The organism is Mycobacterium sp. SMC-11, from assembly GCF_046250095.1.
GTDB lineage: Bacteria > Actinomycetota > Actinomycetes > Mycobacteriales > Mycobacteriaceae > Mycobacterium > Mycobacterium heraklionense_A.
In genome coordinates this window covers 3,430,446-3,445,649 of record NZ_CP176430.1, presented here as the reverse complement: position 1 = coordinate 3,445,649, position 15,204 = coordinate 3,430,446, and the positions used below count along the sequence as shown (strand labels likewise).

Genomic DNA, 15,204 nt, shown 5'->3' with positions numbered 1-15,204 from the left:
CGTTGCTCGGGTGACCGAACCACATGCCGTACTGCACCGCCTTACCGCGGAATGCCACGCCTTGTCGTGGCAGCTCTACCGGGTCTCGACTGAACTTGCCGAACTGGACCGGGCGCTGCACACCCCGGCGCCCCAGATCGTCCCAACTGCACAGATGGCCCCAGCGGTTCTGCCGGTGCGGCCGGCCCCGCCGACCGTGGAACCGAAACCTGTTACCGGGGAGGGCGACTCGGGTTGGATCGGCAAAGTACTGGCCGTCGCGGGAGTCGCGGTGACGCTGGTCGGCGTGGTGCTGCTGCTGGTGATGGCCGCCCAAGCCGGCATCCTGGGCCCGCAGATCCGGGTGGCCGGTGGGTTCGTGCTCTCGGCCCTGCTGGTCGGTGCGGCATGCCGACTGCACAACCGGCCGGGCGGACGCACCGGGGCCATCGCGTTGGCAGCCACCGGAATCGCCGCGGCCTACCTGGACATCATCGCGATCACCGCCTACTACCAGTGGGTGCCCGCAGCCGTCGGGCTGGTGGTCGCGGCCACGGCCGGCGGGGCCGGCCTGGCACTGGCGCGGCGCTGGAATTCCGAACACCTCGGGGTGCTGGTGCTGGTCCCGCTGATCGGTCTGGCCCCGATCGTCACCGGCGACGTCGACCTGCTGCTGATCGGATTCCTGCTGGCACTGTCGGCGGCGGCGCTGCCGGTGCAGCTGGGCAAGGACTGGACCGGGATGTTCGCGGCCCGCATCGCGGCTGCCACGCTGCCCCTGCTGGTGGCGCTGGTCGGCATCGGCGGCGATGGCTGGCTGGTCGGCGGTGCCTGCGCCGTGGGCGCGCTGCTGGCCGTCGTCAGTGGGCTGATGGTGCTGGCGACCACCACCAGGCCGGCTGCGATCGCGCTGCTGACCGCCGCCGGAACCCTCCCAGTGTTGGCGGCCGGGGCCGCGGTGGACCCCGTGCCCGCCACCGTGCTGGCGGCGACGCTGTCGGTCATCATGCTCGCGATCGTCGGAGCTCATCGGGCACTGCCGCCGGTCGTCGTCCAGATCTTCTCGGCGCTGTCCGCGGTCGCCGCGCTGATCGCGGTGACCACGGCATTGCACGGCTCAGTGCTGGCCCCGGTGCTGCTGGCTATGGCCGTCGTCGTCGGGGTCGCCGGTCGGACCGTTGGCGTGGCCCGTTGGGTCGCAGCAGGATTCGGATTCGCGGGGGCGATCGTCTACCTGCACTACGCATCGCCGGACAACCTGATCAGCGCGACGGCGATGTCGAGCGCAGACACGGTGTCCACGCTGATCGCCAGCCTGCTGGCGATCGCGCTGGTGGTCGTCATGGCACGCGCATACGCGGGCGCCCCCAACACGAACCCCGCGAATACGCCGGTCCTGGCCGTGGTCGGCGGGGCGCTGAGCGGCTACGCCGTCACCGCGTTCACGGTCACCGCGGGTGTCGCGATCGGTGGAACCGGCGGTGGGTTCCTGACCGGCCACATGGTGGCCACCCTGTGCTGGATCGTGATGGCGGCGGTCCTGTTGCGCTACGCGTTGCGCCTCGACGACCGCGGCGCCCGCACCTGGGCGATCACCGCCGGCCTGGCGCTGACGGCAGCCGCCACCGCGAAGCTGTTCCTGTTCGATCTGGGCACCCTCGACGGCATGTTCCGGGTCGCGGCGTTCATCGCCGCGGGGCTGCTGCTGCTGGGAATGGGCACCGGCTACGCCCGCAGCCTGGCGCAGCAGGACGAGAGGTAACCGACGATGACCACCCTGCTGGGCTTCCCCAACCCCACCGAGCTGGCCGCGGCCACACCGGCCGGGCGCGATCGCGCCCTGGACGTCATGCGCATCAGCGCGCTGATCGGCGTCGTCGTCGGCCACACCGTGATGGCCACCAGCATCATCCGCGACGGCGTGCTGATTTGGGACAATCTCTTGACGGCCACACCCGCGCTGGCGTGGCTGACCTGGGTCTTCCAGGTCATGCCGCTGTTCTTCTTCGCCGGTGCCGCCGCGTGCCTGACCACGTGGCGCCCGGGCGGCGAATGGGGCGGCTGGCTGATGAAACGCTGCACCCGTTTGTTCCGGCCGGTCTTCTTCTATCTCGGGTTCTGGGTCGCCGCCCTGGCGGTGCTGCGCCCGCTGCTGCCGCAGCACGTCTACGAACCGGTTGCCGGCGTCAGTATTCAACTGCTGTGGTTTCTCGGTGCCTACGTGCTGGTGCTGGCCGCGATGCCGTTGCTGTACCGGATCACCACCGCCGGAACGCTGTTCGCTGGTGTCGCCGCGGTCTATGCGGCGATCGGCGTGGTCGACGCACTACGACTGCAGCACCCGGCGCTGGCGCCGATCGGCTATCTCAACCTCGCCGTCTGGCTCATCCCAGCCATGTTCGGTGTCGCCTACCGGCGAGCACTGGTGCCGCGGCATAAGGCGCTGGCGATCGCGGTGTTGATGGTGGCGATCGACGTGGTGCTGGTGCGGTTCGGGCCCTACCAACTGAGCATGGTCGGCACCGGCGACCACCAGTTGTCCAACACCAGCCCGCCGTCCCTGCTGCTGGCCGGGCACGCGATCGCCATGAGCGCGCTGGCGATCTGCGCCGCGCCGGCGATCACCCGATGGGCGCACCGGCCCCGGGTCTGGTGGTTGACCGCGGTAGGAAACTCCGGGGCGATGACGCTGTACCTGTGGCATATCCCGGTGCTGCTGGGTGTGCACCTGGTCTTCGACCAGCTGGGCTGGGCCCGCTACCCGGGTCAGCCGAATTTCGTCGCCATCAGCGTCGCGCAGTTGATCATCGTGGCTTCCGCAGTAGCGCTGTTGTTCGTGGTGTTGCGGCCGCTGGAGAACAATCCGCTGCCCGGTTGGGACGCGCCGGTCTCGGCGGCACGGCGCCGTGGCACCGCCGCAGGTCTGCTGCTGATGACGGCCGGAGCGGCAACGCTGGTCGCGATCAAATGGGGTCTCAAAGACGACGGGCTGATCTGCGTCGCGGTCATGCTGGTCGCGCTGATCGGTGCTCGGCTGCTGGTCTGCCGGGCCGGCACGCCGTCGTCGCACACCCGGTCGCGGTCCTGACTCGGCGGCGGGGGAGTACCGGTCGCAGCGCATCCGCCCGTACCAGGCCCGCTCGCGGCGGGCCGCGGTACAGTGTCGTCCTGTGAAATTCGGCCGATCAATTGTGCTGCCGGCCCTGCTGGCTGTTGGCGCACTGACGGTTTCGGCCTGTGGCGGCGGCTCGGATCAATTGGTGTCCGCCGAGGACCCGGCGGCAGGAGTGAACTGCGGGGGCAAGCAGGAGTTGCATGCCGGCGGCTCGACCGTCCAGGCCAACGCGATCGAGCAGTTCGCTTACGCCTATTCCCGGGCCTGTCCCGGGCAGGCGCTGGTCTACGACGCCAACGGCTCCGCCACCGGTGTCGATGACTTCATCGCCAACGAGATCGACCTGGCCGGCTCCGAGGTGGCCATGGACGCCGCCAAGTCGCAGCCGGAACGGGCCGCGGAGCGGTGCGGCTCGCCGGCCTGGGACCTGCCGCTGGTGTTCGGTCCGATCGCCGTCACCTATCACATCAACGGGGTGAACAGCCTCAGCCTGGACGGGCCCACCCTGGCGAAGATCTTCAACGGCAGCATCGGCAGCTGGGACAACCCCGCGATCAAGGCGCTCAACGCCGGCGTCGCGCTGCCCGCACTTCCCATCCACGTGGTGTATCGCAGCGACCGGTCACCAAGCACCGCGACTTTCCAGAAGTACCTCGACGTTGCCTCAGACGGATCCTGGTACGCCGGCGGCGGCGACATGTTCAACGGCGGCATCGGCGAAGGCGCCACCGGCAACAACGGTGCCGCGGCGGTGCTGCAGACCACCGACGGATCCATCACCTACAACGAATGGTCGTTCGCGGTCGGCAAACAGCTGCCCATGGCCCAGATCGTCACCGCGGCCGGCTCGGCACCGGTGGCGATCTCCGCCGAATCGGTCGGCAAGACGATCGCCGGGGCGAAATTCGTGTCCGACGCCAACCCCGACAACGACCTGGTACTGGATACGGCGTCGCTCTACCGGCCGGCCGAACACGGCGCCTACCCGATCGTGTCGGCGACCTACCAGATGGTCTGCTCGAAATACCCCGACGCCGCCACCGGCACGGCCGTCAAGGCGTTCCTGCAGGCTGCGATCGGTCCAGGCCAGGACGGGCTGGACCAGTACGGCTTCATTCCTCTGCCGCCGTCCTTCAAAACCAGGCTCCAGACTGCGGTCAACGCGATCTCGTGACTATTTGCGGCGTCGGCGCCGGTTAGTCTGGTAGCCAATCTTTCGCCGCAGTGCGCGGCACTGTGGTCGAAGGGAGCGTCGTCGGTGAACAATCCCGAGCCGGGTTTGCGGACCGGATCGCGGTTCGGCCCCTATCAATTGGGGCGGTTGCTCGGCTACGGCGTCGTCGGTGAGGTCTACCGGGCCGAGGACACCCGCAACGACGAGACGGTGGCGCTCAAGCTGATCTCCGAGTCGCTCTCTGCCGACGAGGCGTTCCGTGGCCGACTGGAGGACGAGGCAGAAGCCGCCGGGCAGTTGACCGAGCCCCATGTGGTGCCGATCCGCGCCTACGGCGAGATCGACGAGGTGCTCTACCTCGAGACCGGTCTGATCGACGGCACCGACCTGGCCACCGCCTTGGCCGACGGAGGTCCCCTGAGCCCGCCGCGGGCGGTGGCCATCGTGCGGCAGGTGGCCGCGGCCCTGGACGCGGCCCACAACGCCTACGTCGTCCACCGCGACGTCAAACCCGACAACATCCTGCTCACCGAGGACGACCTGGCTTATCTGATGGACTTCGGGGTTGCCGCGGCCATCGCCGAACCGGGCGTGCGGGCCAAGCCGGCGGTCGGAACCCTGCGCTATATGGCGCCCGAGCGTCTGACCGGCGAGCAGGTCACACACCTCGCCGACATCTACTCGCTGGCCGCTGTGTTGGCCGAGGCACTCAGCGGGGTATGCCCGTTCTCGGCGGAGACCCTCGACGAGGCGATCGAAGAACGCCGCACCGCCGAGCCTCCGCAACCGAGCAAGCTGCGCCCGGGGCGCGTTCCGGCGGCCATCGACGCGGTGCTGGCCCGCGGGCTGGCCCGCAAACCCGAGGAGCGTTACAGCAGCGCCGGTGAGCTCGCCGCCGCTGCCTACCAGGCGCTGACCGAGCCCGAACGCCACCAGGTGTCCCGGATCCTGCGGCGCGGCGAACCCGCACTGCACCTGCCCGGCGGCCTGGAACCCGAGCCCAGATCCGAGGGCCGAGGTGGCGGCGCAGCGTCGGCCGGCGTGAGCCGGGCCGGATGGGCGCCGACCGACATCGGATTCGGTGCCGCCTTGGGCACCGGTCTGGGCGGCCCGCCCCCGGCGCCGTTCCCGATGTCACCGCTGCTACGCAACGACCTGCAGACTCCGACCACGGTCATGCCCACCCCGTCTCGACGGTGGCGGCTGCCCCGCAAGCCGGTGCTGGTGGCGGCCGCGGCGGTTGCCGCGGTCACCGTCGTCGCCGGCATCGGGCACGTGGTGTCGGAGCCCTCGTCGGCGACGCCGGTGGCGGCACCCCCGCAGGACGTGCTGCCGTTCACCGACCTGGACTTCCGGCTCTCGCCGGGTGGGGTGGCGCTGGACGGCGACGGCAACGTCTACGTCAGCAGTGAAGGCATCCACGGCCGGGTGGTGCGCCTGGCCGCCGACTCGGCCGCCTCGACGGTGGTGCCCTTCAGCGACCAGTACCAGCCGCGCGGCGTGGCGGTCGACGGCATCGGCAACGTGTACTTCTCCGATGTCAACAATCGGGTGGTCAAGCTCGGCGCGGACTCCGAGACGCACACGGTGCTGCCGTTCGCCGGCCTGGACGACCCCGACGGGGTGGCGGTGGACTCCGACGGCGGCAACGTCTATGTCGCCGACCGCGGCAACGACGTGGTGCTGCGCCTGGACACCGTCACCAACACGCAGACCACGGTGCCGTTTGTCGGCCTCAACAAGCCCGACGGGGTGGCAGTCGACTCCGCCGGCAATGTCTACGTCACCGACACCGCCAACAACCGGGTGCTCAAGCTGGTGGCCGCCTCGGGCGAACAGGTGGTGCTGCCCTTCGCCGGGATCGTCGCCCCGTGGGGTATCGCGGTGGACGAAGCCGGCGACGTGTACGTCACCGAGCACAACCGCAACAAGGTCGTGAAGCTGGCTGCCGGGGCCGCGATCCCGGTGGTACTGCCGTTCACCGGACTCAACGCCCCGTTGGACGTCGCCGTGGACAAACGCGGCAATGTCTACGTCGCCGACCGCGGTAACGACCGCGTCGTCAAGGTGGTCTCCAACAGCTGAGTGGCGCCTGAGGCGCCGGCGCTGTGACGGCTGCCTCACCGAAACGCCAGGTAACATTTTTTGCGTGGACAGTAGCGTCGTGGGCCCCGCAGCGGGCGTCGCCAATCCGGTGATCGACGCCCCGGGCACCACCATCGGGCACCACGACCACGATCACGATCACAGCGGGCATGCCCACGGCGTTCCCGTCGTTCGCGATGCGGGTTGGCACCGCGCAGCGACCTGGGCTCGTCGGCTGGCCTGGGTAAGCCTGGTCCTGGTGGGAATCGAAGGCGTGGTGGGCCTGTGGCAGGGCCTGGCCGCCGGTTCGATCGCCCTGACCGGCTGGGCGCTGGGTGCTATTCCCGAGGCGCTGGCCGGGGCCGTGGTGATCTGGCGATTCACCGGTGCCCGCACACTGTCCGAGACGGCGGAGCGACGCGCGCAGATCGGCGTGGCGATCTCGTTCTGGATCAACGCCCCCTATATCGCCGCGGAATCGATACGCCACTTCGTCGGCGACCACCGCAGCGAAGGCAGCGCCATCGGCATCGCGGTCACCGCTGCGGCCGTGCTGGTGATGCCGATGCTGGGCCGGGCCCAGCGCCGGCTCGGCACGCGGCTCGGCTCGGCGGCGACCGTCGGTGAGGGAGTGCAGAACTATCTGTGTGCGATCCAGGCCGCCGCGGTTTTGGTCGGTCTGACTCTCACCACTCAGTGGTCCGGCGGTTGGTGGCTTGACCCGCTGATCGGTCTAGGGGTGGCCGCCGTTTCGGTGTGGCAGGGCTTCCGCTCCTGGCGCGGCGAGGGCTGTGGCTGTTAACGGCTGCTAACGGGCTATTGCGCCTACCGACGCTAAGTCCCGACTGCCCTGGAGCTGGTGGTGGTGCTCGACAGGAACAGTCGGGACCTCGACAGATTACGGCACAGACGGCACGGACGCCATCGGCGTCGCCGCCTCGACGCCCAGCCGGTAGCGAATCAACCGCGAGCTGTTGGCGACGACGGCCACCGACGACGCGTTGTGCAGGATCGCCGCGAGCACCGGTGACAGTGCTCCGCCGGCGCCGATCAACAGGCCGGCGGCGTTGACCGCGATCGACATGCCGTAGTTCTGCCGGATCACCTCAACGGCACGTCCGCCCAGGTCCCGGACGTCGAGCAGCCGGCGCAGGTCGTCGTTGGCCAAGGCGACATCGGCGGTCTCCACCGCAACGTCGGTACCGGCCAGGCCCATCGCGATCCCGATGTCCGCAGCGGCCAATGCCGGTGCGTCGTTGACGCCGTCACCGACCATGCCCACCACGTAGCCCTCGTCCTGCAGTCCGCGGACCACCTGCAGCTTGTCCTCCGGCAGCACCTCGGCTCGCCATTCGTCGATGCCGAGTTCGGCCGCCACCGCTGCCGCGGTCTCCGGGTGATCGCCGGTAAGCATAACGATGCGGCGAACACCCTTGGCGCGCAACGCCTCAAGCACCTCGCGTGATTCTGGTCGTACCTCGTCACGCAGACTGATCAACCCGACCAGGGTGCCGTCGACTGCCAGCAGCAGCGGGGTCTCGGCCTGCGCGCGCAGCTTGTTGACCCAGTCCGCCGCCTTCTTGGAGATGCGAACCTTCTCCGAGCGCAACAGGTTCGGGCTGCCCAGCAGCAGGGTGCGGCCGTCGGCCCAGGTGCGGATGCCCAACCCCACCAGGACCTCGCACTCCTCATGCGGCGGGATACTGATGTGACGTTCTTCGGTGGACCGAATCACCGCTTCGGCCAGTGGGTGACGCGAATGCAGCTCCGAGCTAGCGGCATAGGCGAGCACCTGTTCGGGCTGCCAATCCTTGTGGATGGCAACGATATTGGTCACCACCGGACGGCCCACTGTCAGCGTGCCGGTCTTGTCGAACACGATCGCTTCCACCCGGCCGGCCTGCTCCAGATGCGAGCCGCCCTTGATCAGGATGCCGCGCCGGGCGCCGTTGCCGATCGCCGCACTGATCGCGGTCGGCGTGGCCAGCCCCACCGCGCACGGGCAGGCGATCAACAGCATCGTCATCGCGCGGCGGACATCGCCGGTGAGCACCAAGGTGATCGCCGACAGGATGAACGAGGCCGGTACGAAGCGCCGCGAGAAGTTCTCGCCGACGGTCTGGATCGGTGCGCGGTCGTGCTGGGCCTCCTCGACGCGGCTGATGATGCGGCCGATCACGGTCTGGTTTCCCACCGCGGTGGCCCGGACCACCACTCGGCCGCGCACCACTACCGACCCGGCATGCACTCGCGTCCCGGCGATCACGCTGACCGGCAGGGTCTCGCCGGTGATGGCCGATTGGTCCACGATTGCTTCGCCGTCGATGACCTCGCCGTCGACCGGGATCGCCACGTGGTCGTGGATGATCACCTCATCGCCGATCTGCACTGTGTCGATGGGCACCTGCACTTCGGTACCGTCGGGCAGCCGGACCCAGGCGGTGTCCTGGTTGCCGCGCAACAGATCCGAGATGGCACGGCGGGTGCGGCGCAGCGTCAGATCCTGCAGGTACTCACCGATATTGAGCAGCCACAGCACGGTCAGCGCGACCACGTTCTCCCGAAGCACCAGGCTCGCCACGGTCGCGGCGGTCACCAGTGCGTCGGTGCCGGCCTTACCGGACCGAATCGAGCGCAGTGCCCCCCGCAGGAAGGGGTAACCCATGAAGACCGTGGCGCCGGTCGCGACGAGCTGACCGCTGGGGCCCAGCAGCGGCGGCCGGGCGAAGACGTAGCGGCGCATCCCCAGCAGTGCCAGCGCCGCGCCGCCGATCACCATGCGCAGCACGTCGGTGTTGCTGACGTCGGCCGAGCGCGGCGTGCGGGCGGGGATCAACTCGGCGGCGACGGTGGCCGCAGATGCGATCGCCGCGAGGATCTCCGCGGTGTCACTGCGTTTGGGGGAGTACCAGACCACGACCGAGCCGGTACGCGGATAGGCGTGCACGGTACGTACCCCGTTGACGCGGCCGGCGGCCTCTTCGGCGGCCACCGCACGCCGTGAATCGCCACGGACCCAGGCGACCTGCACCCGCATCCGGCCGGCGGCATCGGAGATGACCGTCAACTCGTCGTCGCCGGCCGGCACGGTCGCTATGGCGCCGCTGCCGTTCATCGCTGCGCTCCCCATCGTCGGCGCCGGGTGGTCAGTGGTCGTGGTCGTGCGCGACGGCCGCTGCCGGCGGGGTGGATTCCTCGCCGATGCGCTCGCGAGCCTCGGCGACCACGTCGGCCACCTTCAGTCGTGCCGACTCGGCGACCTCTTCGGCTCGCCGGGTTCCGCGCAGGCTCCACTCGGTGGCCGTCACCGCCGCCTCATGCAGCGGGGCCTTCGCCAGTGCCCGGCGGGCTACTTCGTAGGCGCTTACCCCGACCAGTCCGGTGAACACCGTCGACGCCGCTTTCACCAGCAATCCCTGCACTGCCATGAGTCATCTCCTCTTTCGTCCGGCGGGTTCTTGCGGGCAAGAGTATCAGCATATAAGCATTTATGCATGTATCGCCGTATGGCGATTTCGGCGCGGTTGCGCCCGCTGTGCGGGAACAATCGCGCCGAAATCGCGTCAATCCAGGTTTCGGGTGACCTTCTCGCTGGTCCGGCGGCGCTCCTGCAGGTCGGGGTCGGGGTTGGTGACCTGCACCAGGGACGCTCCCACGGCGAACACGGTCAGCATGTTCTCGATCAGCGCGGTCGGGTTGTTCCAGTCCTTGGTCGACCACGCCCGGTCCGACGATGTCAGTCCCAGCGCTGCCGCGCACTTTTCGCACGCCGCCAGCACGTCGTCGGCCGACGAGCCGGCCAGGGCGGGGCCGGGGGCGCGTTCGGCGATGATCTGGTCGCCGTGCACCCGCACCGCGGTCGCGTAGTCGGTGACGCCCACCGGCAGGTCGGGAGCCGGCCGGCCGAACGGGTCCAGCGACAGCACCACCACCTCGCCGCCGGTGGTGGCCACCGCCGCGTCGGCCTCGTCGAGCCGCTCGGCGGTGCACAGCGCGATGTCGGCATCACCGTCCGGCGCTTCCAGCAGCACCTCGGCCCCGATCCACCAGGCGCCGAACAGCACCGCCGCCGTCTGCCAGTGCGCGGGCAACAAGACCGCGATGCGACTGCCGGCTGCAGCACCCAGCTCGTCGCGCAGCAGGTTGCCGGTCTTGGCCGCCCAATTCGCCAGCGTCGCCGCGGACAGTTCGATGCGCTCGGCGGAAGCGTCGTCGTAATAGGTGATCCGTGGCCCCACCGGGTCGGCGCGCATCATCGGATCAAGGATCGCCGAGCTGAGGTTGATCACCGCAGCGACGTTAGTTCACGCACTGCGGATCGTTGGAACCCGCGGTCAGAATCGGTGGCGCAACCGGGATTTGGGGCGCCTCGTCGTCGTCGTAGCTGGAGATGCCGGCCGCCTGCGCACTGCTGCCGCCGGAGCCCATGCCCGATCCGGGCCCGGTGTAGTCGTTGGCCAGCACGACGCGCACCGAACCGGTGGGGACCGACTCGTTGGACACCACCGGCAATCCGCCCAGATCCCTGGCCACCGCCAGTGCGCCGGGGTCGTCGGCCGAGGCGGCCTGCACCTGGCTGGTGGGCACGTGCCCGGACTCGTTGTTGCCGACCGATCCGGTGCCGAACCCCTTGGCGTTGAGCACCCCGGAGACCGCGGCGGCCAAGCCGTTGATGTCGGTGTCGTTGAGCACGCTGGCGGTGGTCTGTTCCGGGTTGTAGGCCAGCAGCTCGGTCTTGCCCTCGTCCTGATCGTGCAGCAGCCCCGCGACCCAGTCGGCCACCTGGCCGGGGTCGACGCGCACCACGCTCTGCATACCGTCGTCGCTCCAGCCCGACTCCTCGAGCACCGGGATGGTGGCGAACGCCACTTTGCCCGCGGCCAGATCTTGGGCCTTGGTGACAAAGTCGATCACGTCCCAGCCCGCCGACAGCACCACCGACCGCTGTACCGCGGCCTGCAGCCGCGACAGGGTGCCGGGGCTGGACAGGGTCTTGCCGGAGATGACTTGGTGCGCCAGCGACGCCATCACCGTCTGCTGGCGCCGGACCCGGTCCAGGTCCCCGTGCGGGAGTTCGTGGCGCTGCCGCACGAAGCTCAGTGCCTGGGCGCCGCCGAGTCGCTGCCAGCCGGCCGGGAAGTCCGCGCCGGAGAGTTCCTCGTACACCGGTTCCTTGAGGCAGACGTCCACGCCGCCGAGGGCATCGGTGATCAGCGCGAACCCGAGCAGTCCGATTTCGGCGTAATGGTCGACGGTGACGCCGGTCAGATCGGCCACCGTCTTGATCAGGGCCTCGCGGCCCGCCTCGGTACCGCGCGCCTGCGCCTGGATCGGGTCCATCCCGGATGCGACGAGCGCGTCGGCGGTCTCCAGCCGGGTGGCTCCGTACACGCCGTTGATCTTGGTCTTGTCCAGCCCGGGTGCCGCCACGTAGGAGTCGCGGGGGATCGAGATCGCGGTGGCCGACTTCCCGTTGTTGGGAATCCGGACCAGGATGATCGTGTCGGTGTTGGTGGCCTCGTCGTCGCCGACGCGCAGCGCGGCCAGCTCCTCCGGCGTCAGCGGATTGCCGTGAGCGTCGGTGCGGCTGTCCATCCCGACCAGCAGGATGTCGACCGCGCCGTCGGATCCGCCGTTGCCCAGCGCCAGGGACGAGACGTGGAAGATGCCGTCCTCGAACGACCGGACTTGGCTCCAGGCCACCCCGGTGCCCAGGACGATGGCGACGGCTGCCACGGTGGCAATCACACGAATCACACGTTGCGCAGGCATCACTTCAGATTACTTGCGTAACTGCTGTATCGGCGGTAGCCGACTGCGGCGTGCCAGACCGGCGGTTCAGCGAGGCTCGACGGAGGAGAGGTGAAGCTGGGGCCGCCGCATTGGGTCGGCGGTTCAGCGAGGCTCGACGGAGGAGAGGTGAAGTTGGGACCGCCGCATAAGCTCGACGCTCATGCGGATTGTGATCACCGGCGCCGGCGGCCAAGTCGGCACTTTTCTGAGCTCCCGCGCCGCCGAGACAGGCCATGACGTGCTGGCCCTGACCTCGGCGCAGTGCGACATCACCGATGCCGCCGCGGTCGACGCCGTCGACTTGCGGGCCGGGGACGTGCTGGTCAACTGTGCGGCCTACACCCAGGTCGACGCCGCCGAGAACGACCCCGAGCGTGCCCACGCCGTCAACGCCGCCGGGCCGGGCCACCTGGCGGCCGCCTGCGCGCGGGCCGGGGCCCGGCTGATCCACATCTCCACCGACTACGTCTTCGACGGCGACTTCGGCGGCGCCCCGCCGCGCCCGTACGAAGTGGGCGATGCCACCCGGCCGCTGTCCGTCTACGGCGCTACCAAACTTGCCGGTGAGAACGCGGTGCTGGCGGCCTCTCCGGATGCTCTGGTGGTGCGCACCGCGTGGGTCTACACCGGCGCCGCCGGCGGCTCCGACTTCGCCGCGGTGATGCGCGAAAAGGCCGCGGGCGACGGGGACGTGCAGGTGGTCGATGACCAGATCGGGTCCCCGACTTATGTCGGCGATCTCGTCGATGCGCTGCTGGTCCTGGCCCATGCCCGGCCCAGCGCTCGGGTGTTGCATGCCGCCAATGCCGGGGCCGCCAGCCGGTACGAACAGGCCCGGGCGGTGTTCGCCGCGGTCGGGGCCGACCCGGACCGGGTACGGCCGGTCAGCAGTGCCGCGCACCCGCGCCCGGCGGCCCGGCCCGCCTACTCCGCGTTGTCGGGCGCCGAGTCGGCGCGGGCCGGCCTGGCACCGCTGCGCCGGTGGAGCGATGCACTGTCCGCCGCCTTGGCCAGATAACCTCTACGCCGTGAGTGAGGCCCTACCGGTGGTGACGGTGACCTATTCGCCGGGTTGGCATCTGGACCGATTCCTGGCATCGCTGTCGCTGGCGACCGACCGCCCGGTGCGGGTGGTGATGGCCGACAACGGATCCACCGACGGTGCACCGGAGGAAGCCGCGGAGCGCTACCCCAACGTGCAGCTGCTGCATACCGGGTCCAACCTGGGCTACGGCGGAGCGGTCAACGCCGGGGTGGCCCTGCTGGACTCCGAGGGCGGCGAACGCAGCGAATTTCTCATCGTGGCCAACCCCGACGTGCAGTGGGGTCCGGGCAGCATCGAAGCGCTGCTGGACGCGGCCGCCCGTTGGCCGCAGGCGGCGACGCTGGGTCCGCTGATCCGGGAACCGGACGGCTCGGTGTACCCCTCGGCCCGCCACCTGCCCAGCCTGATCCGCGGCGGCATGCACGCCGTGGTCGGTCCGGTGTGGCCCAACAATCCCTGGACCCGCGCTTATCGGCAGGAACGGCTGGAACCCAGCGAGCGGCCGGTCGGGTGGCTCTCGGGAGCCTGCCTGCTGGTGCGCCGGGCCGCGTTCGACGCGATCGGCGGCTTCGACGAGCGCTACTTCCTCTATATGGAAGACGTCGACCTGGGGGACCGGCTAGGCAAGGCCGGCTGGCTCAACGTCTACGTGCCCTCGGCCGAGGTGTTGCACCAGAAGGGCCACGCCACCGGCAAGGACCCCGCGCGCAACCTGGCCGCCCACCACCGCAGCACCTATACCTACCTCGCCGACCGGCACACCGGCTGGTGGCGGGCCCCGCTGCGCTGGAGCATGCGGGGCGCGCTGGCGGTGCGCTCACACTTGGCGGTGCGCAACGCCCGCCGCACCTTGACGAAGGGACACCCGTGACACTGAGCCAAGTCGACGCGGTGGTCCTCGTCGGTGGCAAGGGGACCCGGCTGCGGCCGCTGACCCTATCGGCGCCCAAGCCGATGCTGCCGACCGCGGGTCTGCCCTTCCTGACGCACCTGCTGTCGCGGATCGCCGCCGCCGGCATCGAGCACGTCATCCTCAGCACGTCGTATAAGCCGGAGGTGTTCGCCGAGGAGTTCGGCGACGGCTCCGCGCTGGGCCTGCAGATCGACTACGTGACCGAGCAGGAGCCGCTGGGCACCGGCGGTGGTATCGCCAACGTCGCACCCAAGCTGCGCCATGACACCGCGATGGTGTTCAACGGTGACGTGTTGTCCGGGGCTGATCTGACCGAGTTGCACGCGTACCACCGCGAGCAGGGCGCCGACGCGACCCTGCACCTGGTCCGCGTCGGCGACCCGCGTGCCTTCGGCTGCGTGCCCACCGACGACGGACGGGTCACCGCATTCCTGGAGAAGACCGAGGACCCGCCGACCGACCAGATCAACGCCGGTTGCTACGTGCTGTCCCGCGACGTCATCGACCGCATCCCGCGCGGGCGCCCGGTGTCGGTGGAGCGCGAGGTGTTTCCGGCGCTGCTGGCAGACGGTGTGAAGGTCTGCGGATACGTCGACACCAGCTACTGGCGCGACATGGGCACCCCGGAGGATTTCGTGCGCGGGTCCGCGGACCTGGTGCGCGGCATCGCGCCGTCACCGGCGTTGGGCGGCCGGCGCGGCGAGGCGCTGGTGCACGACGGTGCCTCGGTGGCGCCGGGGGCGGTCCTGATCGGCGGAACCGTGGTGGGCCGGGGCGCCGAGATCGGCCCGGGCGCCCGCCTCGATGGCGCGGTGATCTTCGACGGGGTGAAAGTCGAGGCCGGCAGTGTGATCGAACGCTCGATCATCGGGTTCGGCGCCCGGATCGGGCCGCGGGCGCTGATCCGCGACGGGGTGATCGGCGACGGCGCCGACATCGGGGCCCGCTGCGAGCTGCTGCGCGGGGCTCGGGTGTGGCCCGGGGTGTCGATCCCCGACTGCGGAATCCGCTACTCCAGCGACGTCTGAGCCGGTTCCCGGCTGACTCTGCGCTCAGGGCGCACCCTTCTCGCACTTTTCCGCCATAGACGCAGAGTCAAC

Annotated in this window: 12 protein-coding genes; 8 read left to right on the top strand and 4 right to left on the bottom strand. The window is 69.8% G+C overall.

Annotated features, from left to right (window positions below):
* Window positions 1–10 precede the first annotated feature (10 nt).
* From ACKY0X_RS16325 to ACKY0X_RS16305, 5 genes are all read left to right on the top strand, one after another.
* Complete coding sequence (locus tag ACKY0X_RS16325) at window positions 11–1,741, top strand: DUF2339 domain-containing protein (protein ID WP_409426879.1); 1,731 nt, start codon at window positions 11–13, stop codon at window positions 1,739–1,741.
* Window positions 1,742–1,747: 6 nt separating this feature from the next.
* Window positions 1,748–3,067 (top strand): acyltransferase family protein, encoded by a 1,320-nt coding sequence (locus ACKY0X_RS16320; protein WP_409426878.1) that lies wholly within the window; start codon window positions 1,748–1,750, stop codon window positions 3,065–3,067.
* A gap of 82 nt (window positions 3,068–3,149) precedes the next feature.
* Window positions 3,150–4,268 carry a phosphate ABC transporter substrate-binding protein PstS gene (gene pstS / locus ACKY0X_RS16315; protein ID WP_409426877.1) on the top strand — a complete coding sequence of 373 codons (1,119 nt, stop codon included), beginning with the start codon at window positions 3,150–3,152 and terminating at the stop codon, window positions 4,266–4,268.
* Between the two features lie 84 nt (window positions 4,269–4,352).
* Entirely contained in the window at window positions 4,353–6,353 is a 2,001-nt protein-coding gene (locus ACKY0X_RS16310; protein ID WP_409426876.1) for a serine/threonine-protein kinase PknD, read from the top strand.
* Window positions 6,354–6,486: 133 nt separating this feature from the next.
* Window positions 6,487–7,155, top strand: coding sequence for a cation transporter (locus ACKY0X_RS16305; RefSeq protein WP_065038895.1), 669 nt, complete (start codon window positions 6,487–6,489; stop codon window positions 7,153–7,155).
* 96 nt (window positions 7,156–7,251) lie between these two features.
* Here ACKY0X_RS16305 and ctpC read toward each other — a convergent pair whose 3' ends face one another.
* The 4 genes from ctpC to ACKY0X_RS16285 all read right to left on the bottom strand — a co-directional run bounded on the left by ctpC (window position 7,252) and on the right by ACKY0X_RS16285 (window position 12,125).
* Complete coding sequence (ctpC, locus tag ACKY0X_RS16300) at window positions 7,252–9,468, bottom strand: manganese-exporting P-type ATPase CtpC (protein ID WP_409426875.1); 2,217 nt, start codon at window positions 9,466–9,468, stop codon at window positions 7,252–7,254.
* Between the two features lie 31 nt (window positions 9,469–9,499).
* On the bottom strand, window positions 9,500–9,781 hold the full coding sequence (locus ACKY0X_RS16295) for a DUF1490 family protein (protein WP_409426874.1): 282 nt from the start codon (window positions 9,779–9,781) through the stop codon (window positions 9,500–9,502).
* A gap of 135 nt (window positions 9,782–9,916) precedes the next feature.
* Complete coding sequence (locus ACKY0X_RS16290; protein WP_409429665.1) at window positions 9,917–10,609, bottom strand: TIGR03089 family protein; 693 nt, start codon at window positions 10,607–10,609, stop codon at window positions 9,917–9,919.
* 43 nt (window positions 10,610–10,652) lie between these two features.
* Complete coding sequence (locus ACKY0X_RS16285; protein WP_409426873.1) at window positions 10,653–12,125, bottom strand: LCP family protein; 1,473 nt, start codon at window positions 12,123–12,125, stop codon at window positions 10,653–10,655.
* Between the two features lie 181 nt (window positions 12,126–12,306).
* Here ACKY0X_RS16285 and rfbD point away from each other — a divergent pair, with 181 nt between their 5' ends.
* The 3 genes from rfbD to ACKY0X_RS16270 are packed head-to-tail and all read left to right on the top strand — an operon-like array spanning window position 12,307 to window position 15,132.
* Window positions 12,307–13,164 carry a dTDP-4-dehydrorhamnose reductase gene (gene rfbD, locus ACKY0X_RS16280; RefSeq protein WP_409426872.1) on the top strand — a complete coding sequence of 286 codons (858 nt, stop codon included), beginning with the start codon at window positions 12,307–12,309 and terminating at the stop codon, window positions 13,162–13,164.
* 28 nt (window positions 13,165–13,192) lie between these two features.
* Complete coding sequence (locus ACKY0X_RS16275; protein WP_409429664.1) at window positions 13,193–14,062, top strand: glycosyltransferase family 2 protein; 870 nt, start codon at window positions 13,193–13,195, stop codon at window positions 14,060–14,062.
* Window positions 14,059–15,132 carry a sugar phosphate nucleotidyltransferase gene (locus ACKY0X_RS16270; protein WP_409426871.1) on the top strand — a complete coding sequence of 358 codons (1,074 nt, stop codon included), beginning with the start codon at window positions 14,059–14,061 and terminating at the stop codon, window positions 15,130–15,132. The genes ACKY0X_RS16275 and ACKY0X_RS16270 overlap by 4 nt, the downstream gene beginning before the upstream one ends.
* The last annotated feature ends 72 nt before the right edge of the window (window positions 15,133–15,204 follow it).